The sequence below is a fragment of the Shewanella sp. TC10 genome (assembly GCF_009663145.1).
GTDB lineage: Bacteria > Pseudomonadota > Gammaproteobacteria > Enterobacterales > Shewanellaceae > Shewanella.
The window spans coordinates 1-20,442 of the sequence record NZ_VKHR01000019.1; the positions used below are offsets into that span (position 1 = coordinate 1).

Here is a 20,442-nt window from a genome sequence, read left to right on the forward strand (position 1 = left end):
GGTTTTGTTATCTCTGGTATTAAAGAGATCCATGGCGCACCTGTTGGTGATACGCTCACACACGCAAAAAATGGTGCAGAAGAGCCGTTACCTGGTTTTAAAAAGGTGACGCCGCAGGTTTATGCGGGTGTATTCCCAATTTCTACCGATGAATTTGAAAACTTCCGTGAAGCCTTGAATAAACTGAGTTTGAATGATGCTTCATTATTCTTCGAGCCAGAATCATCGTCTGCGCTAGGTTTTGGTTTCCGTATTGGTTACCTTGGCTTACTGCACATGGAAATTATTCAAGAACGTTTAGAGCGTGAATACAATCTTGATTTGATTACCACAGCACCTACTGTAGTTTACGAAGTTGAAATGACTAGTGGCGAAGTGCTGTACGTCGATAACCCATCAGGTTTACCTGCGATCAACAATATCTTAGAGATTCGTGAGCCTATTGTTGAAGCGAATATGTTGGTGCCAAAAGAATACCTAGGTAACGTAATTACCTTATGTGTTGAAAAACGTGGCGTTCAGACCAATATGGTTTATCACGGTAATCAAGTATCTGTGACTTACGAACTGCCAATGGCAGAAGTTGTGATGGATTTCTTTGACCGTCTTAAATCTACCAGTCGTGGCTATGCATCATTAGAGTATAACTTTGTTCGCTTTGAAGCTGCTGACATGGTTCGTTTAGATATCTTAATTAATGGCGATCGCGTCGATGCTTTAGCAATGGTTATTCACCGTTCTAACATCCGTCATCGCGGTTTAGCGCTTGTTGATAAGATGAAAGAACTTATTCCAAGACAAATGTTTGATATTGCCATTCAAGCCGCTGTCGGAAGTCAGATTATTGCTCGCTCAAACATTAAAGCAATGCGTAAAGACGTAACAGCGAAATGTTATGGCGGTGATGTTTCTCGTAAGAAAAAATTACTGCAGAAACAAAAAGATGGTAAAAAGCGCATGAAGCAAGTGGGTAACGTAGAAGTTCCACAAGAAGCATTCTTAGCGGTGCTTAAGCTGAATGACTAATATCTTAAATATTTAGCCGCAAGTGGCTTGATATTGAGAGTGATGATAACGCCGCAGTTTGCGGCGTTATTTTTGAAAGCGATTATTAATTCCCTTAATAAGCGTTTTTGAATGTTTTATGAGTAAAAGTTAATTTTTCAAACGAAGTGTTTTTGTATACTTTGTAACATTACAAAGGGTGATTCACTATGGCTTACATAGGATACTCACCCTTTATCAGTGTTATCACTGAACCAATTTAAAGTGTAAAAGGCAGGAGCTTAATACCCAATGGCAGCCCATTTTTCTCTTATTTTAGTCATCGTAACCTTAGTGAGTGGCCTTATCTGGCTAGTTGATGTCATCGCATTCGCACCTAAACGTCGCGAAAAGCTGGCCTTGGCAGAAGCGAAGCAACCAGATTTATCTGATGAAGCAAAAGAAAGTATCACTCGTGAATCTGCAGTTGTTGAATTTGCTCACTCAATCTTTCCAGTAATTGCTTTTGTATTAATTTTACGCTCATTTATTTATGAGCCATTTCAAATACCTTCAGGGTCAATGAAGCCAACATTATTGGTAGGCGATTTTATTTTAGTTGAGAAGTTTAGCTATGGACTTCGGGATCCAGTTTGGCGCAGTAAATTAGTTGAAACAGGTGAGCCTGAACGCGGCGATGTGTTTGTATTCAAGTACCCAGAAAACCCACAAATAGACTATATTAAAAGAGTTATCGGTTTGCCAGGTGACCGAATTGTTTATCAAAATAAACAGTTTTTGATTGAACCAAAATGTGACGATGGTGCAAATTGCCCGCCAGCGAAAGCAGTGAAATTAAGCAGCGTTAATCGCGGTGAGTTCTCTCAAGAGGGTATACCTTTATCTCGTTACACTGAACAACTTGGTGATATTGAACACGACATTTTGATTAACCCATCTCGACCAGATTTTAGTAATCATTTTTATGAGCAAGCAGGCACCGCTGTGGGTGAGTTTATTGTTCCTGAAGGTGAATATTTTGCCATTGGCGATAACCGCGACAATAGTACTGATAGTCGCTTTTGGGGTTTTGTACCAGAAGAAAACTTAGTGGGTAAAGCGGTTGCTATTTGGATTAGTTTTGAGTTTGAGCGACCAGCAAGTAGCTGGTTACCAACTTGGGTGCCAACCGGTGTGCGTTTTGACAGAGTAGGTGCAATTAAGTAATGGAACCAATTAAGAATTTACCTCGTTTGTGCAGAACACTTGGTTATGAGTTTACTAATGTAGATTTACTGACTCAGGCATTAACACACCGAAGTGCGGCTTCAAAGCATAATGAACGTCTTGAGTTTTTAGGTGATTCGATATTATCAATCATCATTTCTGATGCTTTATATCACCAGTTTCCAAAAGTGACTGAAGGTGATTTAAGCCGAATGCGTTCTACTTTGGTTAAAGGTGAAACGCTTACCGTGATTGCAAAAGAGTTTAAATTAGGGGATTACCTTTATTTAGGCCCAGGTGAGCTTAAGAGTGGCGGTTTTAGACGAGAGTCTATTTTAGCTGATGCCGTGGAGGCCATTATTGGCGCCATATATCTTGATGCTGATATTGAAACTTGTCGTACTCTTTTACTGACTTGGTACAAGCAACGTTTAGCAGAGATTAAGCCTGGTATTAACCAAAAGGATCCTAAAACGATTCTTCAGGAATACTTACAAGGTTACAAAAAGCCTTTGCCTGAATATCAAGTTGTTGATGTTAAAGGCGATGCGCATAATCAGACATTCACCGTTGAATGTCGAATTACAGAAATTGATAAAGTAGTGACAGGTGTCAGTACTTCTAGAAGAAAAGCTGAGCAGCTTGCTGCCGCTCAGGTATTGGAGCTAATTAATAAATGACCAAAAAAACAGACTTGCCAGAAGGCTCACCAGCAGAGCCAAGCTTGGATGAATTATTGGCAAGGATGAATGGTGCTGCACCCGCTGCTGAAGCTAAATACGAAGTGACCTTTTGTGGCATGGTTGCCATTGTCGGCCGCCCAAATGTCGGTAAATCGACATTATTAAACAAGTTACTTGGGCAAAAGGTCAGTATTACTTCTAAAAAGCCTCAGACAACGCGTCACCGTATTATGGGTATTCATACAGATGAAGCTAAACAAATCATCTTTATTGATACTCCGGGTCTTCATATCGATGAGAAACGTGCCATTAACCGTTTAATGAACCGTGCAGCAGCCAGTTCGTTAGCCGATGTATCAATGGTTGTGTTTGTTGTTGATGGTATGACATGGACTGAAGATGATGAAATGGTGCTTAATAAACTGCAACAAGGCAGTGGTAAGCGTAAAACTGTTTTAGCTATTAACAAAGTCGATAATATTAAAGATAAAGAAGCGCTATTCCCTTATCTTGCTGAGCTTTCAGAAAAGTTTACCTTTGATGAAATTTTACCTATATCAGCGACAAAGGGCACTAACGTTCAACGTATTTTAGATTTAGCTCAAGAGTCATTACCTGAAGGGCAATTTTATTTCCCTGAAGATTACGTAACAGATCGCTCACAGCGTTTTATGGCGTCTGAAATTGTGCGCGAAAAACTGATGCGTTTCTTAGGCGATGAGCTACCTTACGACGCCACTGTTGAAATTGAACAGTTCAAGATGATGGATAATGGCGTGTATCAAATTAATGCCTTGATCTTAGTCGAACGCACAGGTCAAAAGCGTATGGTCATCGGTAACAAAGGTGAGCGTATTAGAACCATTGCTACTCAAGCCCGTCTTGATATGGAAACTTTATTCGACAACAAAGTTTTCTTAGAAGTGTGGGTAAAAGTAAAATCGGGCTGGGCGGATGACGAACGTGCGCTGCGCAGCTTAGGTTACGGCGAAGACTAACAGCATGTTAGTATCGCATTATTACCCTAGCTGCTAGTTGTCACCTCGATGCTACGCGGCTATATCCTCCACCATCGTCCTTACAGAGAATCCAGTGTGATTGTTAATCTGTTAGTCGATGGTGTGGGTCGCCTTGATGCATTAGTCAGGGTTGGTAGTGGTAAAAAATCCATTAAAAGCATCATTCAGCCTTTTCAGCCGCTGATATTTCAATTCAATAATAAGTCAGATTCAGCAGATACTTCACTTAAATTTATTACTCAAATTGAACCAGCAGCCCCCGCTTTGCCGTTAAAGTCTGACAGTTTATATTCTGCAATGTACTTAAATGAGCTTTTGGTGAGAGTGCTTGGTTCAGGTCAGCATGCTGAAGGACTGTTTTTACATTACCATCGAAGTTTAATGGCGTTAGCAAGTAAATTTGACTCGCAACATTTGCGATATTTTGAAATGGAATTACTGAATGAGCTTGGCGCGTTGCCGTCGCTTGAATATGACACTGAAGGTGAAAGCATTACCTCAGAGATGAGCTATCGAATTATCGCTGATGAAGGTTTTCTGCCGGTAGCTAAGCAAGCTTCGGTCAATGTGACCAATACCCGCCATTTATTATCTGGTGAAATGCTGATTAACCTAAAAACCAAACAACTTGCAGAACATAATTTAGTGCAAGCGAAGGGCTTGATGAGGTTATTATTAGCCCCTTTATTAGGCGGTAAGCCACTTTTAAGTAGAAAGTTATTTATTAAGAAATAACGGTTACCAAAACTGAAATAAAGAGCATTTTAAAAGTGATTTTACTAAGAGATCCCTTTATAAAGTGTTTATATACAGATAGGTTAGCTTTGATAATACATTATTATCAAACATTAAAATAACAGTAGCAAAGGAGCTCGCAGTGAGTGGAATTTTATTAGGAATTAACATCGATCATATTGCCACTTTACGACAAGCTCGTGGCACAGAGTATCCTGATCCCGTTCATGCCGCCGCAGTAGCAGAACACGCTGGTGCCGATGGCATTACTATTCATTTACGTGAGGACCGCAGACACATTGTCGATCGTGATGTCTATTTACTCGCTAAAACGTTAAAGACCAGAATGAATTTCGAGTTTGCTGTTACAGAAGAAATGATTTCAATTGCGTGTGATGTCAAACCAGCTTATGCATGTTTAGTTCCTGAAAAACGTGAGGAGTTGACCACTGAAGGTGGGTTAGATGTTGCAGGGCAACTGGATAAGATTACTTCAGCAGTAAATCGATTGGCTGCTCAAGGCATTAAAGTGTCTTTGTTCATTGATGCTGATAAAGCTCAAATAGATGCTGCAGTGGCTTCAGGAGCGCCATACATTGAGATCCACACGGGTTGTTATGCCGATGCGAAAACTGATGCAGAACAAGCTCAAGAGCTAGCTCGTATTACTGAGATGGCCAAGTATGCTCATAACAAAGGTTTAATTGTCAATGCAGGGCATGGTTTGCACTACCATAATGTTAAACCAATAGCAGCAATACCTGAATTATATGAATTAAACATTGGCCATGCCGTTATTGCAAGAGCAGCCATTGATGGTTTAGCTGTTGCGGTAAAAGACATGAAGCAACTTATGCAAGAAGGGCGTAGAGGCGAGTAATGGCCATTAAGGGATTAGGGACTGATATTGTTGAAATTGCTCGTATTGAGCAGCAACATTCACGCTTGGGAGATAAACTTGCAAAGCGAGTATTAACGCCTGCTGAGCTTGAGATTTATCAGGACTCAAAAATTCCACATCGGTACCTTGCTAAGCGTTTCTCGGCAAAAGAAGCAGCCGCTAAAGCATTGGGGACAGGGATAGGGCGTGGCGTCTCTTTTCAACATATCCATATCACTAATAGTGAAAATGGCGCTCCTCAAGTGAGTTTTACTGACGGCGCTTTGGCAAGAATGGCTGAACTTGGGGCAAGCACTGCTCATATTACTATTGCTGATGAGCAGCACTATGCTGTATCGACTGTCATTATCGAATCATAGCGTTAGGGTATATCTTAATTTTAAGGCGCTGCGGCGCCTTTTTTTGTTTGTATAACTCAAAAGGCTGGGCATCTACTTTTTGATGATGTAATCGAATGAAGGGTCTATTTTTTCTAGAGCTTGAGCTCCACACTTGAAGTAAGGTAAGTTAATAGGGTGTTACATTATAAAGTTACAGCATAAAAATAATAAGGACTCAAAGATGAAAACGGCTGTGGAACAACTCGCCACTTATAAAAGTGTGCATCTAAACCCAAAAAATATTAAAACTCACTTTGTAGGCGTGCCATTAATTATATGGTCTGTTTTCTTGTTACTTAACTTGATCCCGGTAAATTTTGTATTGCTAGCTGAAGATGGTTTTAAGATTAATATCGCGACTATTTTTGCTGTTGGTACTCTGATTTATTATTTTCTGCTACATAAAGGCTTAGCAATTGGGCTGACTATTTTTATTATCCCAGTACTAATGACTTCATCTATAGTTGCCTCGATGAATAATGCTTGGATGATTGGTGTTGGGGTGTTTTTTATTGGTTGGGTGATTCAATTTATTGGTCATAAATATGAAAAAGCTAAACCTGCATTTATTGATGATTTGAATCAACTGTTAATAGGCCCATTCTTTTTAATGGCTGAACTGTATTTTATGTTGGGGCTGAATAAGAACTTAGAACAGGAAATCACTCCAATCGCACGGGATAAAAGAAGGGCATTAGAAGCTAAAAGAAGACAAGCTGCTTAGTTTAATTGCCATAGTGTTAGCAGGTAGAAAATAAAAAGGCGCATTTAGCGCCTTTTTAATATGATTTTTTTACTTGTTAAATCTACTCAGCAGCTTCGTCCACTTCATCTTCTATTGAGCCTGGAATGACTTTTACTGTTTTAATCATGTTATCCGAAACTTCAATCACTTCGATTTGATAATGGTCAATGCTTAAGTGTGTGCCCGCATCTGGAATGTCTTCTAGGTATTCGATGATAAGCCCGTTAAGTGTTTTGGGACCATCGATTGAAAAGCTCCACTTCATTTCTTTATTCAAATCACGAATGTTAATAGTGGCATCGATGACGAAACTTCCATCTTGTTGCACATCAATATCTTCGCTAGCAGTGGTTATCATTGAGGTAGTAAAGTCACCAACAATTTCTTCAAGAATATCTTCTAAAGTCACTAAACCTTGAATATCTCCATACTCATCAACCACTAAGCCAAAACGCTCTTTATTTTGCTGAAAATTAGATAATTGCACGGTAAGCGGTGTGCCTTCGGGAATAAAGTACAGCTCTTTTACTGCACGTAGTAACGAAGACTTACTGAATTCTTCTTTCGAGCGAAGCCTAAGTGCATCACGGAGATGGATAAAGCCGACGGCATCATCAATATTATCACGATAAACTAATACGCGAGTATGCGGGCTTTGAGTGACTTGCTTATTGATTAGCTTGAACTCGTCATTGACGTTAATTGCATAGATGTCTGATCGCGGGATCATAATATCTTCAACGGTGACCTTTTCTAAATCGAGAATTGATATCAACATCTCTTGATGTCGCTGGGGAATAAGTGCGCCTGCCTCATGAACCACAGTGCGCAGCTCTTCTTGGCTCAATGCATCATTGACACTGATATTTTTAATGCCTAATAAACGTAAAAAGCCTGATGTAATCAGGTTAATGACTTTTACTAGTGGCCATAACACTGAAAGTAGACCGCGAAGTAAGAAGCTAGATGGGAAAGCGATGCGTTCTGGGTGTAGCGCTGCAACAGTTTTTGGGGTGACCTCTGCAAAAATTAACACCACTAATGTCAGCACGCCCGTTGCAATTGCGACGCCCATATCGCCAAATAAGCGCATACCAATGATGGTGGCAATGGCTGAGGCTAAAATATTGACTAAGTTATTGCCAATTAAAATTAAGCCAATCAATCTATCTGGTCTTTCAAGCATTTTTAAAGCACGTTGTGCACCTTTGTGACCACTAGCAGCGAGGTGGCGAAGACGGTAGCGATTTAACGTCATCATCGCTGTCTCTGAACCTGAAAAGTAGGCAGAGATCAGGATTAACACCAAAAGAGAGAGAAGAAGTGTGCTGGTAGAAATGGCGTCCAAAAGGGCTCCAGTAGACTTAGTAAAAATTACAGTAAAAAAAAGACGAATGATGAGTATCAATCATTCGTCATGAGTGTCAAGTCTGGGAGAGGCTAACCTGCCAGAGTTGTAGTTTATCTTAAAATGATTTCAGTCACTATTCGAGCGCCAAAATAAGCTAAAGATAATAATGTTGCACCTGATAGTGTGTAGATAACGGCTGTGCGAACACGGCAACCAATGGCATAGTTTTGCCAAAGCATAGAGCCATAAACTAACCAAGCTAAGATTGATAAAATAGCCTTATGGCCTTTACCGTCTTCAAACATGTCGTCTAAAAACACAAATCCCGTGATTAACGAAAGCGTCAGTAAGATCATTCCGATAGTGACTAAATGAAAAAGCTGTTTTTCAACTGTCATTAAAGGCGGCATGCCTGGGCTCATCATGGTTTTCTTGTTTTTAAGCTTATTTTGAATTAATAACAATTGAATTGCATAAAGCGCGGCAATCATTAATGCACTGTAAGCCATAAGAGAAAGCACAATATGCGCTAAAATCTCAGGATGGATATCAAAATGGATGATGTACTGAGGCGGGATTAACCACAAGACTGCTACAGAGATAACTGAGCAAGCATAAACCACAGGGACCACGACAATCACTTTTAAGCGATGCATGATAATGGTAAAGCTGAATGCGATAATCCAGTTAACCAATGATATAACATTAGTTAGACTAAAATTCTGTCCATCTACGGTAAAAATTGTTTGCGAAAGTGCAATGCCGTGAAGCACAACAGCGATTGAGGCAAAAATTGCCACCAATTTACGATTTGGACCTTCTGCATGGAACAATCGACTCGTTACTAGAACAAGTGCAATGCAATAAAACAACATAGCCGAAGCTGAAAAAATGACCATCTGGAATAAACCTATCAAGTTATGAGTGCAGGTTGTTTTTAAAAATAAAATCAGCACATCTATATTTATCTTAGATTAACATGAACCCTACCCATTAGGGCAGTGACCCAAGACTCAAAATTTAACAGTTTCCACCATTTAACTCCAAATAATTTACGAATAATGACCTACATCAATAGACAGGCTTCAGGCTAATCTCGCATCTTGAAACAGTTTGGGTATAATAGGCGGCAATTATCGAATCGTTTAAGGTAAACAGCAGAGCATGTTTGAGAATCTAACCGACAGACTGTCACGAACCCTCAAGAATATTAGTGGTCGTGGTCGCTTAACCGAAGACAACATTAAAGAAACCTTACGTGAAGTGCGCATGGCACTACTTGAGGCTGATGTTGCTTTGCCCGTTGTACGCCAATTTGTAAACAGCGTAAAAGAACGTGCAGTCGGTCAAGAAGTCTCTAAAAGTTTAAGTCCAGGACAAGCATTCATTAAGATTGTCCAAAATGAACTTGAAAAAGCGATGGGCGAAGCTAATGAAGCATTAGATTTAGCGAGCCAACCTCCTGCAGTATTAATGATGGCAGGTTTGCAAGGTGCGGGTAAAACCACCAGTGTTGCAAAACTGGCTAAATTTTTACGTGAGCGTGAGAAAAAATCTGTCTTAGTCGTGAGTGCCGATGTTTATCGTCCTGCTGCGATTAAGCAATTGGAAACCTTGGCAGAAGAAGTGGAAGTTGAGTTTTTCCCATCCGATGTTAGCCAAAAGCCAATTGATATCGCGACAGCTGCTATTGCACACGCTAAATTAAAATTCATTGATGTTGTTATTGTCGATACTGCAGGTCGCTTGCATGTTGATGAAGCCATGATGGATGAGATTAAAGATCTTCATGCGGCAGTTACGCCTGTTGAAACTTTATTTGTTGTTGATGCTATGACAGGTCAAGATGCAGCAAATACAGCAAAATCATTTAACGAAGCTTTACCTTTAACTGGTGTGATTTTAACTAAGGTTGACGGTGATGCGCGTGGTGGTGCTGCGTTATCAATACGCAACATCACAGGCAAACCAATTAAGTTCTTAGGTGTTGGTGAAAAAACCGACGCACTAGAACCTTTCCACCCTGAACGTATCGCTTCACGTATTCTTGGTATGGGTGACGTATTGTCACTGATTGAAGAAGTAGAACGTGGTGTTGATAAAGATAAAGCCATGAAGCTTGCTTCAAAGGTGAAGTCTGGTGGTGGATTTGATCTTGAAGATTTTCGTGAACAACTGCAGCAAATGAAAAACATGGGCGGCATGATGGGCATGATTGAAAAGTTACCTGGTGTAGGCCAGCTTCCGCCAGAGGCCTTAGCTCAAGTTCAAGATGGCAAGATGACCAATCAAATGGAAGCTATCATCAACTCAATGACGCCTGGCGAACGCCAACGTCCTGACATTATTAAAGGGTCGCGTAAGCGTCGTATTGCATTAGGTTCAGGTACACAAATTCAAGACGTTAACCGTTTATTGAAACAGTTTACCCAAATGCAAAAAATGATGAAAAAAATGTCAGGTAAAGGTGGCATGAAGAAAATGATGCGTAGCATGGGCGGAATGATGCCGCCTGGAATGAAATTTCCAGGGCGTTAATACGCTTTAAAACTTCAAAAAATTTATCAACTTCAGTCCGTAAGACTGATTCTTAACTATGTGACCATAAACCCTTTGGTTTTTAAAACAACGGATTTGGTTGCAATAGTTGAAAAATCAGGTAAAATCTTGCGGCTTTCTCTGGGGCCCTTCGCGAACACGGAGTCCCAGTTTTTATTTTTGCTTACTAGCAAATCATTAGAGGAATAAAACGCATGGTTACCATTCGTTTAGCTCGTGGCGGCGCAAAAAAGCGTCCATTTTACAATATCGTTGTTGCTGATAGCCGCAATGCTCGTGACGGTCGTTTCATCGAACGTGTTGGTTTTTTCAATCCTTTAGCTAAAGGCCAAGAAGAAACTCTACGTTTAGATCTTGATCGTGTTGATCACTGGGTTGGTACTGGTGCAGCAACTTCAGAACGCGTAGCGAAATTGATCAAAGACGCTCGTAAAGCTGTTGCTTAATAGCGTTAAGGTATAAATAGATGAGTAGTAACCAACAACCAATCGTACTAGGCAAAATTGGCTCTAGTCATGGTATTAAAGGTTGGATGAAAATCACTTCTTATACCGATTCTGTTGAAGGTATTTTTGATTATTCTCCTTGGTTCATTAAAGAACAGGGTGAATGGCGTGAAGTAAAAGTCACTCAGTGGCGTTTTCAAGGTAAAGCACTTGTTGCTTGTCTTGAAGGTGTAGATACACGAGAGGATGCGCAACAACTTACAAATTGTGAGATTGCCATTCAGGCTGACCAAATTAAAGACTTGTCAGAAGATGAATTCTACTGGCGAGACTTGATTGGTTGTACTGTGACCAATACTAAAGGCTATAACATGGGTGAAGTTGAACAGATCGTGGAAACAGGATCTAATGACGTACTTCTTGTTAAAGCTAACGTAAAAGATGCATTCGGCAAAGCGGAACGTATGATCCCCTTTGTCCCTGAGCAGTTCGTCCTTGAGGTGAACGTGCAAAGTAAACAGATATTAGTGGATTGGGATCCAGACTTTTAAGTCGAGGTACAACATATGTGGTTAGGGGTTGTAACCCTGTTTCCTGAGATGTTTCGTGCTGTTACAGACTTTGGAGTGACGGGTCGAGCCGTTAAAAACGGCCTGTTAGAGTTGCAAACGTGGAATCCTCGAGATTTCACACATGATCGACATAATACTGTTGATGACCGTCCTTACGGTGGTGGTCCAGGAATGTTGATGATGGTGCAACCGTTACGCGATGCTATTCATGCAGCGAAAGCTGCGGCAGGTGACGGTGCGAAAGTGATTTATTTATCACCTCAAGGACGCAAGCTGGATCAGCAAGGCGTTAGTGAGTTAAGTAAATCATCTAGTTTGGTATTGGTATGTGGTCGATACGAAGGTGTTGACGAACGTATTATCCAATCTGAAGTCGATGAAGAGTGGTCAATTGGTGATTATGTGCTTTCGGGCGGAGAACTACCAGCGATGACCTTAATCGATTCAGTTGCAAGACTAGTACCTGGTGTATTAGGAAAGCAAGCGTCAGCAGAGCAAGACTCTTTCTCTGATGGCTTATTGGATTGCCCACACTATACTCGCCCTGAAAACTTAGATGGTGTCGGTGTACCAGCAGTGTTACTAAGCGGTGACCACGAAAAAATTAGACTCTGGCGGTTGCAACAAAGTCTTGGTAGGACTTTTTTGAGACGACCAGAATTATTTGAAAATCTAGCTCTGACTGGCGAACAAAAGACTCTTTTAGCAGAGTTTGTTAAAAATATGGACAAGCCTGTTTAGTCGAAGCTCAGTTAATCCTAGAACGGAGTAAGTTATGAACAATATCATTAAAATGCTCAACGATGAGCAAATGAAAACTGACGTACCTGAATTTGGTGCTGGTGATACAGTAGTAGTTCAAGTACGTGTTAAAGAAGGTGAAAAAGAGCGTCTACAGGCGTTTGAAGGTGTGGTAATCGCTAAGCGTAACCGTGGTCTTCACTCTGCATTCACTGTACGTAAAATCTCTAATGGCGAAGGTGTTGAGCGTGGTTTCCAAACTCACAGTCCACTAGTAGCTAGCATCGAAGTTAAGCGTCGCGGTCGTGTTCGTCGTGCTAAGCTTTACTACCTACGTGAGCGTTCAGGTAAATCTGCACGTATCCGTGAGAAGTTGGCAACTAAGTAATAGTTACCCGCTTGAAAAATTAGATGCAGTGTTCGCACAACAACCCGCCTATATGGCGGGTTTTTGTTTATTTGAAGAAAATAAAATTTATTGGTTGCTAACACTGATTGAAAAAGGCATAGTTAGCTCAAGTTTGTAATGGTGTAGCGTTACGCTAGTATTTGAGCGTAATGTTTTAAAAGTGATTATTAGCGGTAAACCGATAAGAAGTGAGTAATGAGCATGCAGCAAGATACGATTAATAACGTCCATATTAGTTCTGAAAAAGTGTTGGTGACCCCAGCTGAGTTAAAAAAAGAGTTACCGTTATCTGATCATGCTTATCAGTATATTTTAGATGCACGCCAAACCGTGGCTGACATTGTTCACAAGCGAGATAACCGCGTATTAATCGTAACGGGTCCTTGCTCTATTCATGATATTGATGCAGCTAAAGAATATGCGTTGAAACTTAAGAAACTTCATGATGAATTAAGTGACGAGTTTTACATTTTAATGCGAGTTTACTTCGAAAAGCCACGCACCACGGTAGGTTGGAAAGGACTTATTAATGATCCTGATATGAATGAGTCTTTTGATGTTGAAAAAGGCTTGAGAATGGCGCGTGAGTTAATGATTTGGCTAGCAGAGCTTGAGTTACCTGTGGCAACAGAAGCACTTGATCCTATCAGTCCACAATACATGTCAGAACTAGTGACTTGGTCAGCTATTGGTGCACGTACAACAGAATCACAAACTCACCGTGAAATGGCATCGGGTTTATCAATGCCGGTGGGATTCAAAAATGGTACTGATGGCAAACTAGATGTAGCAATTAACGCATTAAAGTCAGCTGCCAGCAGTCATCGCTTTATGGGGATTAACCAACAAGGGCAAGTATCATTATTGCAAACTGCAGGTAACCCAGACGGTCACGTGATTTTACGTGGTGGTAAAACGCCAAACTATGACGCAGAAAGTGTCGCAACTTGTGAAGAACAATTACACAATGCCAAGTTGAATGCTCGATTAATCATTGATTGTAGTCATGGTAATTCATCGAAAGACTATACAAGACAGACCATAGTTTGCGAGGATGTATTCCAGCAAATTAAAAATGGCAATCGTTCAGTGATCGGTGTCATGCTGGAAAGTCATTTAAATGAAGGTAATCAATCTTCTGATAAGCCTTTACCTGAACTTGCTTACGGTGTTTCTGTTACCGACTCATGTATCAATTGGGCAACAACAGAGTCACTACTGCGTCGTAATGCAGATTTATTAAAAACAGTATTACCGAATCGCTTTGCTGATTAAAAAGTAAGACGTGCGATAGATGGATATAAGCTATGAATGAAAAAACCACATTAGATTTAGAAAACTTACGAGACCTCATTGATGGCGTTGACCAACAATTATTAAATTTACTCCGTAAGCGTCTCGATCTTGTTGCGCAAGTCGGTACGGTCAAGCATGCTGCAGGAGTACCTATTTATGCTCCTCAGCGTGAAGCTTCAATGTTGGCAAAGCGTCGCAAAGAAGCCAGCGAAATGGATATTTCACCTCAGTTAATCGAAGATATTTTAAGACGCTTGATGCGTGAATCCTACTTGAATGAAAAGGATGTAGGCTTTAAACAAGTTAAAACTGACCTTGGCCATATTGTTATTGTGGGTGGAGAAGGGCAATTAGGTGGTTTATTCAGCCAAATGCTGACGCTTTCAGGTTATCAAGTAAAAAGCTTAGATAAAGACGATTGGCACAGAGCTGATGAACTATTTGATGGTGCTGGAATGGTGATTGTTACCGTGCCTATCAATGTGACTTGCGAACTCATTCGGAGCAAGTTAAACAATTTACCTGAGCATTGCATTTTAGCGGACTTAACTTCTATTAAGTCAGAACCTCTTAATGCAATGCTAGAAGCGCACAGTGGCCCTGTTGTGGGATTACATCCTATGTTCGGTCCTGACGTTGGTAGCTTGGCAAAACAGGTGGTAGTGGTGTGTGACGGCCGTGATACTGAAAAATACCAATGGTTCTTAGAGCAAATTACCATTTGGGGCGCTCGTATCGTTAATGAAGATGCAGAACGTCACGATAAAGCGATGCAGTTAGTGCAAGCTATGCGACATTTTTCAAGCTTTGTTTATGGTGTGAACCTATGTAAAGAAGAAGCGGATATTGAAAGCTTATTACAATTCAGTTCACCAATTTACCGCCTTGAGTTAGCCATGGTAGGGCGTTTGTTTGCTCAAGATCCTGAGCTTTATGCCGATATCATATTTGCACAAGAAGGCAGCCAAGTCGCTATTAGTGACTACCTTGATAATTACCGTGATGCATTGGACTTATTAAAAACCGGTAATCGTGATGCGTTTGTAGCGCAATTTAGAGATGTTGCTAAATGGTTCGGTGATTTTGCGCCGCAATTTCAACACGAAAGTAGAGCAATGCTGCAGTCTGTCAATGATATGAAAACCAATTAAATAATTTTTCATGATAAACGGGCAAAAGATTGCGTAATGGCAAATCTAGGATTATTGTTATAAGGGGGTTGCGAATAGTAACTCCCTTAATTTTAACGTAATAGGAGTGAAATCTGATGACAGAAACTGAGGTTTATACCGCAGAAGATTTATCACTCGGGCATTTTTTATATGCGTTAATGAGTGCATTTCCTTTATTTTTTTTACCTGTATTTTTTAGCTTGATCATTAATATCTCACAAACCAACATTGCTTCGCGTTCTTTATTGTCTTCGCATTTACGTTGGCAACGGAACAGTATTACTGGGTTAATCCCTTTACTGATTATTGGCTATTTTATTCCTCAGCTTTGGTTAAGCGTACCAGTATTCATGTTTGCATTACTCTGGTTCAGCTACCGCATTTTTAAAGGTTGGCTAGGTTTAAATGACAGTGTCAGTATGTATTGATACTAATGAGTGACTTTAGTGGCTTTTAAGTAAATCAAAGCGCTAATTTAAATAACAAAAAACCGAACTAATCAGTTCGGTTTTTTATTTTAAGCTTTTGGATACCACTTTTTAAACATGGCCTTCAAATACGCCTTACTAATGAACCATTAAAAGGGCTAGTTTAATGAACTAACCCTTACTGAAAGGGCAAGAGTATTACTGATGTAATTGATGCAGTAGTTCGGCTTGAGTGTCATTACAACTCAGCTGTTTCTCATTAATGATCACACCGCTTGCGCCAAGTTGTTTTATGGCATTGGATTGTTGTTTTATTAATTTATCTTCTACTGCATAGCTAATATTACCTAAGACAGGTAAATGACTTTCAGTAACCACTTCAATTAATCCAGCAAGATCAAGTACAAGTTGCTCTGGGCTATTAAAGCTTCTAATCCCGGCTTCAATTAGAATCAATTGTTGGTTACCTTGAGATAAGATTTTATTGGCTGCGGCTAGCCAATCGGCAGTACTGGCCATGGTATTTCGCTCTAATAAAACAGGCGTTGTAACGGAACCCGCTAAGGTCAGTAACTCATCGTTGTACATCTCTTTACCAGCAAGATAAACCATGTCTGTGACTTTGACTGTTTCATTAAAGTCATTGACTGAATCAACCTGCACCGAGCTCGTCAAACCTGCTTGTGCGATTAAATGACAATAATCTTTTAACTCTGCAGCGTTTAAATTAGCTGATGTTGGATTATTCAATAACACTGCTTGAAAGCCAGCTTCTTTAATCTGTTTAACTTTGCCTGCAAAAACATCAGCGGCCATTGGTAGTGTTAATTGCTGCATTGCTGCGAAGTCTTCTCCGCCCACGTTAAATTGATTAACTTCAATTTGAGTGTGTTGCTGACGGTATAGCTTTGAATACTTTGGTGCATCTTCATCTTGTGAAGGAGCTGCTACCACTTCTTTTGAGCTAATAGGTTCAATGAGCAGTTGGCTGTTGTTCAGCTGAGTAGGTTTGACCGTTTCACAAGGGTAACAGCCTAATACTTTTATAAAGCGAGTTAGTCGTTCAAGCTCTTTTAATGCCTGTTGGAGTTCATTTGTAGCCAAATTAGCATCTACGTCTAAATAAAACATCTCTTCCCAAGGTGTGCCAGGAATAGGACGAGATTCAAGTTTGCTCATATTGATATTATGGGCTTTTAAAACAAGTAATGTTTCTACCAGAGCACCAGGCTTTTGACCTGTCGCCATAATTAGCGTGGTTTTAGCTGGTAACTGAGAAGGTACTGCTACTGCTTTTCTTGCTACAACAATAAAGCGACTTTGATTAATTTTTTGGTTGGCTAAGCCTGTTTCTGCAGCATTTAATTGATATAAAGCACCGCCTTCAGCACTGCCGATGGCAGCGACACTGTCATCATCAGCATCAATGACTTTTTGCATGGCTTCTGCACTGCTTGAACAATACGCGAGCGTCAGGTTAGGGTGCTGTGATAGCCAATGGCTACATTGACTAATAGGTTGTGGATGCGCAAATACTGTTGTTACCTTGTCTACACTCGCGCCATTCTTTGTCAGTAAACAATGACCAACTTCAATGGTCGTTTCGCCTACAATTGATAGCGAGGTGTGTTGAAGTACATCGTAAACTTCATTGATTGAACCAGAAGATGTATTTTCAATGGGTAAGAATCCGAGATCCGCATGGCCAAGTTCAACTGATTTGATGATTTCATCAAAACTTTGGCAGCCTAAGTCAACCATTTCAACTTGACGACGTTGGCAGAAACGACTGGCTGCTAAGTATGAATATGAACCACGGGCACCTAAATAGGCTATTGTGGATTGTTGCTGCTGTATTTCAGGGTTTGCTCTGCCATGTAAATAGGCTTGCTGGTTGAGTACCGAGTCTTCAATAATGCTTTGATACAGTGAAATAACAAAATGTGCATCTAAACCGTGTTCACGGCCTTGTTCAACCAGTCTTGCTAATAATTCTTTTTCTCTTTGGGTGTCACGTATAGGTCTGACATCGACTTCTTTGCTGCGAGCCACATCTAAACTTAAGTCACGTCGTTTAGATAATAAAGACAGTAGTTCTTTATCTAAGGCGGTGATCTGTTTGCGGGTTTGGTTTAACTCTGGCGCTTTGTTCATATTTGCCTCAATGACGACTACTTAGCTGACATACCTGTTTAACAGATAGGATTTAAAAATTAATAATAAAAAGCCCCCCAAGTGGGAGGCTTCATATTTCATTTTCGTTTTTACACAAAAAATCCGCCTCAATATGGGGGCTGCATAAAAAAGAAAATAAAATCGTTATAGGTAAATGTTTTCATCACATTAAAACTAAAGGGCTGAGGGGGATGTGTCAATCGAATTATGCTGAAGATTGCTCATAATCTGTTGTATGGCGTAGGTTGAGAAACTTTTGAAAGCTAAACTGACAAATTTGAAGCATTAAAAAGCGCACCCGAGGGTGCGCTCTTGGTTAAATATTAAATAAATCGTCAAGCCGCTGTTTCCTCCTTATAGTCATACTCGAAGTCATCATTTGTTTCAGCTGTTGGCGAAACGTGACGTTGAGCTAGGGGTTTATGGGTCAGGCGATTTAGCTGTTTCTCCAGCTTTTTACCCATTGCAGTAATTGCTGCGTAAAGGTTCTCGTTTTTCGCCTGGGCAAATAATTCTCCACTTGGCAAGCCTACTGAAGACTCAATCTTAAAGTTTTGCTTTTCCTGAGTAATGATAACGTGTGGGTTTATTAATTGAATATCGTGTCGTGTTAACTTTTCAAACTGTCCTTCGATGCGTTCAAGAATTGGTGCAGTGACTTCAAGTTGCTTGCTAGTGATTTTCAGCATATTTCGAACCTTCTGTTGTTTGCTTGAATTCAGGTTACCAAGCTTACAGACAAAAATCGTGATCTAAATCACATTTTATGGCTATTTTAGTCTGTTTGATTCTTATTTGATCGCTTAGACAAAATGGACAAAAAAGTCTCCAAATTTACTTGTAATCTCGATTTATTAAGCTCATATTGGAATGGATAACACAGTCAGTGAATCTTAAATTTCAGTTAATCTTGTTTACAAAATAACCTGTTGCTTCAGTCCCAACACGCTTCATTTTTCTTGAATTTTCTTTCTAAAATCTTGCTCAATTCCTTTTTACTCTAGTCTTGTATAACTACAGTCTTGTATAAAGAGTATTCGCTTGTTAAAAACTGCGATTTTTGCACACATTCATTACTTATCTTTACGTTTCTACCCTATCAGAGGTAGTTGGGTGCCTTTATAATCGATATTGAGTACAATCTATTAATTATTACTTTTAATAGATTTTACGGCGAATAATATGAGTATAGAACAAAAAAAAATTAAGGTATGGGATATACCCACTCGTTTATTTCATTGGCTCACAGTTGGGTTGCTATTTTCACTGTGGTGGACTGCTGATAGCGGTGAAATGGAGTGGCATCAAATATGTGCCTATAGCTTTATGGTGTTGATTATTTCAAGACTTTTATGGGGTGTTGTTGGCAGTGAAACCTCACGCTTTACAGATTTTGTTGCCGGCCCTAAAAAAGTACTGAACTATCTCACGGGTAAGCAAGAATCGACCGTTGTTGGCCATAACCCTCTTGGAGGCTATATGGTTTTGTTTATGCTAACGGTTTTAAGCTTACAGTTATTTAGCGGTTTATTTTCTAGTGATGATATTTTTACTGAAGGCCCTTTATATTCAATGGTGTCTTCAGATGTAGGTGCATGGTTTACTTGGCTACATAAAGTCAATTTTAATGTGATTTTAGGCTGTATTATATTGCATGTATCTGTCATTTTGCTTTATGCAATTAAGGGGAACAACTTAGTGACGGCTATGGTTTCGGGTAATAAAAAACTTACCGATGAAGAGTACAAAAAGTTATCAAAAGAGCCTAAAATGACCTCGTCACTTTTAGCTATTGTGATAGTTGCTTTGATTGGTTTAGTGATTGGCTATTGGTTAATCGCACCCATTGTAGCGTATCTCTAACAGCAATAAAGTAAGCTTGGTTATTGTAACAATTTTTAGAATGAAACTTGTTGTCATGGGGCCTAACGCATTTATGTGTTGTACCTGACAAGCAATAAAAAGCCCACTCGCGTGGGCTTTTTATTGCTTGTGATTAATCATCTATTGAATCACTATCATTCTATTGAAAGAAGGTTAGTCTTTCTTGTACATATCGTGGCAACCTTTACAGCTTTTACCTGTATTGCCAAATGCTTGCTTAATTTGTTTTTTGTCACCAGTTTGAGCAGCAATATTTAACTTAGCAGCATTCTCTTGGAATGTGGTCATCTTGCTATCAAAATCAGCTTTGTTGCTCCAAACCTTTGCAAGTGCTTCTGTATCACCTTTGTCTGAACCATCAATGAAACCTTCATGAGGTATCTTTGATAGTGCGTCAAGGTTTGCAGCGCGAGTTTGAAACACAGTTAAGTCAAAATCCTTTTTACCTTTTAACATTGCGCCCATATCACCAAATTGATAACGGATCAGACTAAATCCTGATTTACGGTAATCAATTGCATCATCAGCATCCTCAAAGTTATGTGCATTAACTGATGGGATAAGTAGCGCGCTCACAGCGATTGCAAAAATTGTGCTTTTCATAAGTTTTCTCTTATTTTCTAATTATATGACAGGTGGTGTAAGTCACATTTTACACATAATTTTGATCTGAGTGCGAGACTTGTTTGCGTGTATTTGTAACGAAAATTGAGAAAAATGCGAAAATAAAATTAA

At 39.9% G+C, this 20,442-nt stretch carries 22 protein-coding genes and 1 other annotated feature; of the genes, 17 read left to right on the plus strand and 5 right to left on the minus strand.

Annotated elements, in window-relative coordinates:
- The 8 genes from lepA to FNZ24_RS08600 form a co-directional block, all read left to right on the plus strand.
- Positions 1–1,026: translation elongation factor 4 (gene lepA / locus FNZ24_RS08565; protein ID WP_153914072.1), on the plus strand; the 1,026-nt coding region annotated here is incomplete at its 5' end.
- A gap of 270 nt (positions 1,027–1,296) precedes the next feature.
- Positions 1,297–2,211 (plus strand): signal peptidase I, encoded by a 915-nt coding sequence (gene lepB / locus FNZ24_RS08570; protein ID WP_153914073.1) that lies wholly within the window; start codon positions 1,297–1,299, stop codon positions 2,209–2,211.
- Complete coding sequence (gene rnc / locus FNZ24_RS08575) at positions 2,211–2,891, plus strand: ribonuclease III (RefSeq protein ID WP_153914074.1); 681 nt, start codon at positions 2,211–2,213, stop codon at positions 2,889–2,891. The genes lepB and rnc overlap by 1 nt, the downstream gene beginning before the upstream one ends.
- Positions 2,888–3,892, plus strand: coding sequence for a GTPase Era (gene era / locus FNZ24_RS08580; RefSeq protein WP_153914075.1), 1,005 nt, complete (start codon positions 2,888–2,890; stop codon positions 3,890–3,892). The genes rnc and era overlap by 4 nt, the downstream gene beginning before the upstream one ends.
- A gap of 48 nt (positions 3,893–3,940) precedes the next feature.
- Complete coding sequence (recO, locus tag FNZ24_RS08585; protein ID WP_153914076.1) at positions 3,941–4,648, plus strand: DNA repair protein RecO; 708 nt, start codon at positions 3,941–3,943, stop codon at positions 4,646–4,648.
- Positions 4,649–4,790: 142 nt separating this feature from the next.
- Entirely contained in the window at positions 4,791–5,528 is a 738-nt protein-coding gene (gene pdxJ, locus FNZ24_RS08590; RefSeq protein ID WP_153914077.1) for a pyridoxine 5'-phosphate synthase, read from the plus strand.
- Complete coding sequence (gene acpS / locus FNZ24_RS08595; protein ID WP_153914078.1) at positions 5,528–5,908, plus strand: holo-ACP synthase; 381 nt, start codon at positions 5,528–5,530, stop codon at positions 5,906–5,908. Before pdxJ ends, acpS begins: the two co-directional genes overlap by 1 nt.
- A gap of 202 nt (positions 5,909–6,110) precedes the next feature.
- Positions 6,111–6,653, plus strand: coding sequence for a DUF962 domain-containing protein (locus FNZ24_RS08600; RefSeq protein ID WP_153914079.1), 543 nt, complete (start codon positions 6,111–6,113; stop codon positions 6,651–6,653).
- 82 nt (positions 6,654–6,735) lie between these two features.
- Here FNZ24_RS08600 and FNZ24_RS08605 read toward each other — a convergent pair whose 3' ends face one another.
- Positions 6,736–8,022, minus strand: a complete 1,287-nt coding sequence (locus tag FNZ24_RS08605) for an HlyC/CorC family transporter (protein WP_153914080.1) — start codon at positions 8,020–8,022, stop codon at positions 6,736–6,738.
- A 113-nt stretch (positions 8,023–8,135) separates the two neighbouring features.
- Positions 8,136–8,924 carry a cytochrome C assembly family protein gene (locus tag FNZ24_RS08610; protein WP_153914081.1) on the minus strand — a complete coding sequence of 263 codons (789 nt, stop codon included), beginning with the start codon at positions 8,922–8,924 and terminating at the stop codon, positions 8,136–8,138.
- A 265-nt stretch (positions 8,925–9,189) separates the two neighbouring features.
- Between FNZ24_RS08610 and ffh the strand changes: the two genes are divergently transcribed.
- The 8 genes from ffh (at position 9,190) to FNZ24_RS08650 (ending at position 15,648) form a co-directional block, all read left to right on the plus strand.
- On the plus strand, positions 9,190–10,563 hold the full coding sequence (gene ffh / locus FNZ24_RS08615; protein ID WP_153914082.1) for a signal recognition particle protein: 1,374 nt from the start codon (positions 9,190–9,192) through the stop codon (positions 10,561–10,563).
- Positions 10,564–10,778: 215 nt separating this feature from the next.
- The gene (gene rpsP, locus FNZ24_RS08620) at positions 10,779–11,030 is read left to right on the plus strand and encodes a 30S ribosomal protein S16 (protein WP_153914083.1); all 252 of its coding nucleotides are present in this window, start codon (positions 10,779–10,781) and stop codon (positions 11,028–11,030) included.
- 20 nt (positions 11,031–11,050) lie between these two features.
- Positions 11,051–11,581 (plus strand): ribosome maturation factor RimM, encoded by a 531-nt coding sequence (rimM, locus tag FNZ24_RS08625; RefSeq protein ID WP_153914084.1) that lies wholly within the window; start codon positions 11,051–11,053, stop codon positions 11,579–11,581.
- 15 nt (positions 11,582–11,596) lie between these two features.
- Positions 11,597–12,343, plus strand: a complete 747-nt coding sequence (trmD, locus tag FNZ24_RS08630) for a tRNA (guanosine(37)-N1)-methyltransferase TrmD (protein ID WP_153914085.1) — start codon at positions 11,597–11,599, stop codon at positions 12,341–12,343.
- A gap of 34 nt (positions 12,344–12,377) precedes the next feature.
- Positions 12,378–12,731: a 50S ribosomal protein L19 gene (gene rplS, locus FNZ24_RS08635; RefSeq protein WP_055025610.1), complete on the plus strand. Its 354-nt coding sequence runs from the start codon at positions 12,378–12,380 to the stop codon at positions 12,729–12,731.
- 222 nt (positions 12,732–12,953) lie between these two features.
- The gene (locus FNZ24_RS08640) at positions 12,954–14,027 is read left to right on the plus strand and encodes a 3-deoxy-7-phosphoheptulonate synthase (RefSeq protein ID WP_153914126.1); all 1,074 of its coding nucleotides are present in this window, start codon (positions 12,954–12,956) and stop codon (positions 14,025–14,027) included.
- Between the two features lie 32 nt (positions 14,028–14,059).
- Entirely contained in the window at positions 14,060–15,199 is a 1,140-nt protein-coding gene (gene tyrA / locus FNZ24_RS08645; protein ID WP_153914086.1) for a bifunctional chorismate mutase/prephenate dehydrogenase, read from the plus strand.
- 116 nt (positions 15,200–15,315) lie between these two features.
- Positions 15,316–15,648, plus strand: a complete 333-nt coding sequence (locus FNZ24_RS08650) for a hypothetical protein (protein WP_153914087.1) — start codon at positions 15,316–15,318, stop codon at positions 15,646–15,648.
- Positions 15,649–15,846: 198 nt separating this feature from the next.
- Here the strand turns inward: FNZ24_RS08650 and FNZ24_RS08655 are convergent, their stop codons facing one another.
- Entirely contained in the window at positions 15,847–17,802 is a 1,956-nt protein-coding gene (locus FNZ24_RS08655; protein WP_153914088.1) for a chorismate mutase, read from the minus strand.
- A gap of 64 nt (positions 17,803–17,866) precedes the next feature.
- Positions 17,867–17,980: a sequence feature (Phe leader region), on the minus strand.
- A 178-nt stretch (positions 17,981–18,158) separates the two neighbouring features.
- The gene (hpf, locus tag FNZ24_RS08660; protein WP_153914089.1) at positions 18,159–18,512 is read right to left on the minus strand and encodes a ribosome hibernation-promoting factor, HPF/YfiA family; all 354 of its coding nucleotides are present in this window, start codon (positions 18,510–18,512) and stop codon (positions 18,159–18,161) included.
- Between the two features lie 493 nt (positions 18,513–19,005).
- Here hpf and FNZ24_RS08665 point away from each other — a divergent pair, with 493 nt between their 5' ends.
- Positions 19,006–19,686, plus strand: a complete 681-nt coding sequence (locus FNZ24_RS08665) for a cytochrome b/b6 domain-containing protein (protein ID WP_153914090.1) — start codon at positions 19,006–19,008, stop codon at positions 19,684–19,686.
- Positions 19,687–19,860: 174 nt separating this feature from the next.
- Here FNZ24_RS08665 and FNZ24_RS08670 read toward each other — a convergent pair whose 3' ends face one another.
- Positions 19,861–20,310, minus strand: a complete 450-nt coding sequence (locus tag FNZ24_RS08670) for a c-type cytochrome (protein ID WP_153914091.1) — start codon at positions 20,308–20,310, stop codon at positions 19,861–19,863.
- Between the last annotated feature and the right edge of the window lie 132 nt (positions 20,311–20,442).

What these genes read in the sequence shown, in the direction of transcription:
- lepB (WP_153914073.1), top strand. Translation starts at nt 1,297, where the DNA reads ATGGCAGCCCATTTTTCTCTTATTTTAGTCATCGTAACCTTAGTGAGT.
- rnc (WP_153914074.1), top strand. Translation starts at nt 2,211, where the DNA reads ATGGAACCAATTAAGAATTTACCTCGTTTGTGCAGAACACTTGGTTAT.
- era (WP_153914075.1), top strand. Translation starts at nt 2,888, where the DNA reads ATGACCAAAAAAACAGACTTGCCAGAAGGCTCACCAGCAGAGCCAAGC.
- recO (WP_153914076.1), top strand. Translation starts at nt 3,941, where the DNA reads ATGCTACGCGGCTATATCCTCCACCATCGTCCTTACAGAGAATCCAGT.
- acpS (WP_153914078.1), top strand. Translation starts at nt 5,528, where the DNA reads ATGGCCATTAAGGGATTAGGGACTGATATTGTTGAAATTGCTCGTATT.
- FNZ24_RS08600 (WP_153914079.1), top strand. Translation starts at nt 6,111, where the DNA reads ATGAAAACGGCTGTGGAACAACTCGCCACTTATAAAAGTGTGCATCTA.
- FNZ24_RS08610 (WP_153914081.1), bottom strand. Translation starts at nt 8,924, where the DNA reads ATGGTCATTTTTTCAGCTTCGGCTATGTTGTTTTATTGCATTGCACTT.
- ffh (WP_153914082.1), top strand. Translation starts at nt 9,190, where the DNA reads ATGTTTGAGAATCTAACCGACAGACTGTCACGAACCCTCAAGAATATT.
- rpsP (WP_153914083.1), top strand. Translation starts at nt 10,779, where the DNA reads ATGGTTACCATTCGTTTAGCTCGTGGCGGCGCAAAAAAGCGTCCATTT.
- rimM (WP_153914084.1), top strand. Translation starts at nt 11,051, where the DNA reads ATGAGTAGTAACCAACAACCAATCGTACTAGGCAAAATTGGCTCTAGT.
- trmD (WP_153914085.1), top strand. Translation starts at nt 11,597, where the DNA reads ATGTGGTTAGGGGTTGTAACCCTGTTTCCTGAGATGTTTCGTGCTGTT.
- rplS (WP_055025610.1), top strand. Translation starts at nt 12,378, where the DNA reads ATGAACAATATCATTAAAATGCTCAACGATGAGCAAATGAAAACTGAC.
- FNZ24_RS08640 (WP_153914126.1), top strand. Translation starts at nt 12,954, where the DNA reads ATGCAGCAAGATACGATTAATAACGTCCATATTAGTTCTGAAAAAGTG.
- tyrA (WP_153914086.1), top strand. Translation starts at nt 14,060, where the DNA reads ATGAATGAAAAAACCACATTAGATTTAGAAAACTTACGAGACCTCATT.
- FNZ24_RS08650 (WP_153914087.1), top strand. Translation starts at nt 15,316, where the DNA reads ATGACAGAAACTGAGGTTTATACCGCAGAAGATTTATCACTCGGGCAT.
- FNZ24_RS08655 (WP_153914088.1), bottom strand. Translation starts at nt 17,802, where the DNA reads ATGAACAAAGCGCCAGAGTTAAACCAAACCCGCAAACAGATCACCGCC.
- hpf (WP_153914089.1), bottom strand. Translation starts at nt 18,512, where the DNA reads ATGCTGAAAATCACTAGCAAGCAACTTGAAGTCACTGCACCAATTCTT.
- FNZ24_RS08665 (WP_153914090.1), top strand. Translation starts at nt 19,006, where the DNA reads ATGAGTATAGAACAAAAAAAAATTAAGGTATGGGATATACCCACTCGT.
- FNZ24_RS08670 (WP_153914091.1), bottom strand. Translation starts at nt 20,310, where the DNA reads ATGAAAAGCACAATTTTTGCAATCGCTGTGAGCGCGCTACTTATCCCA.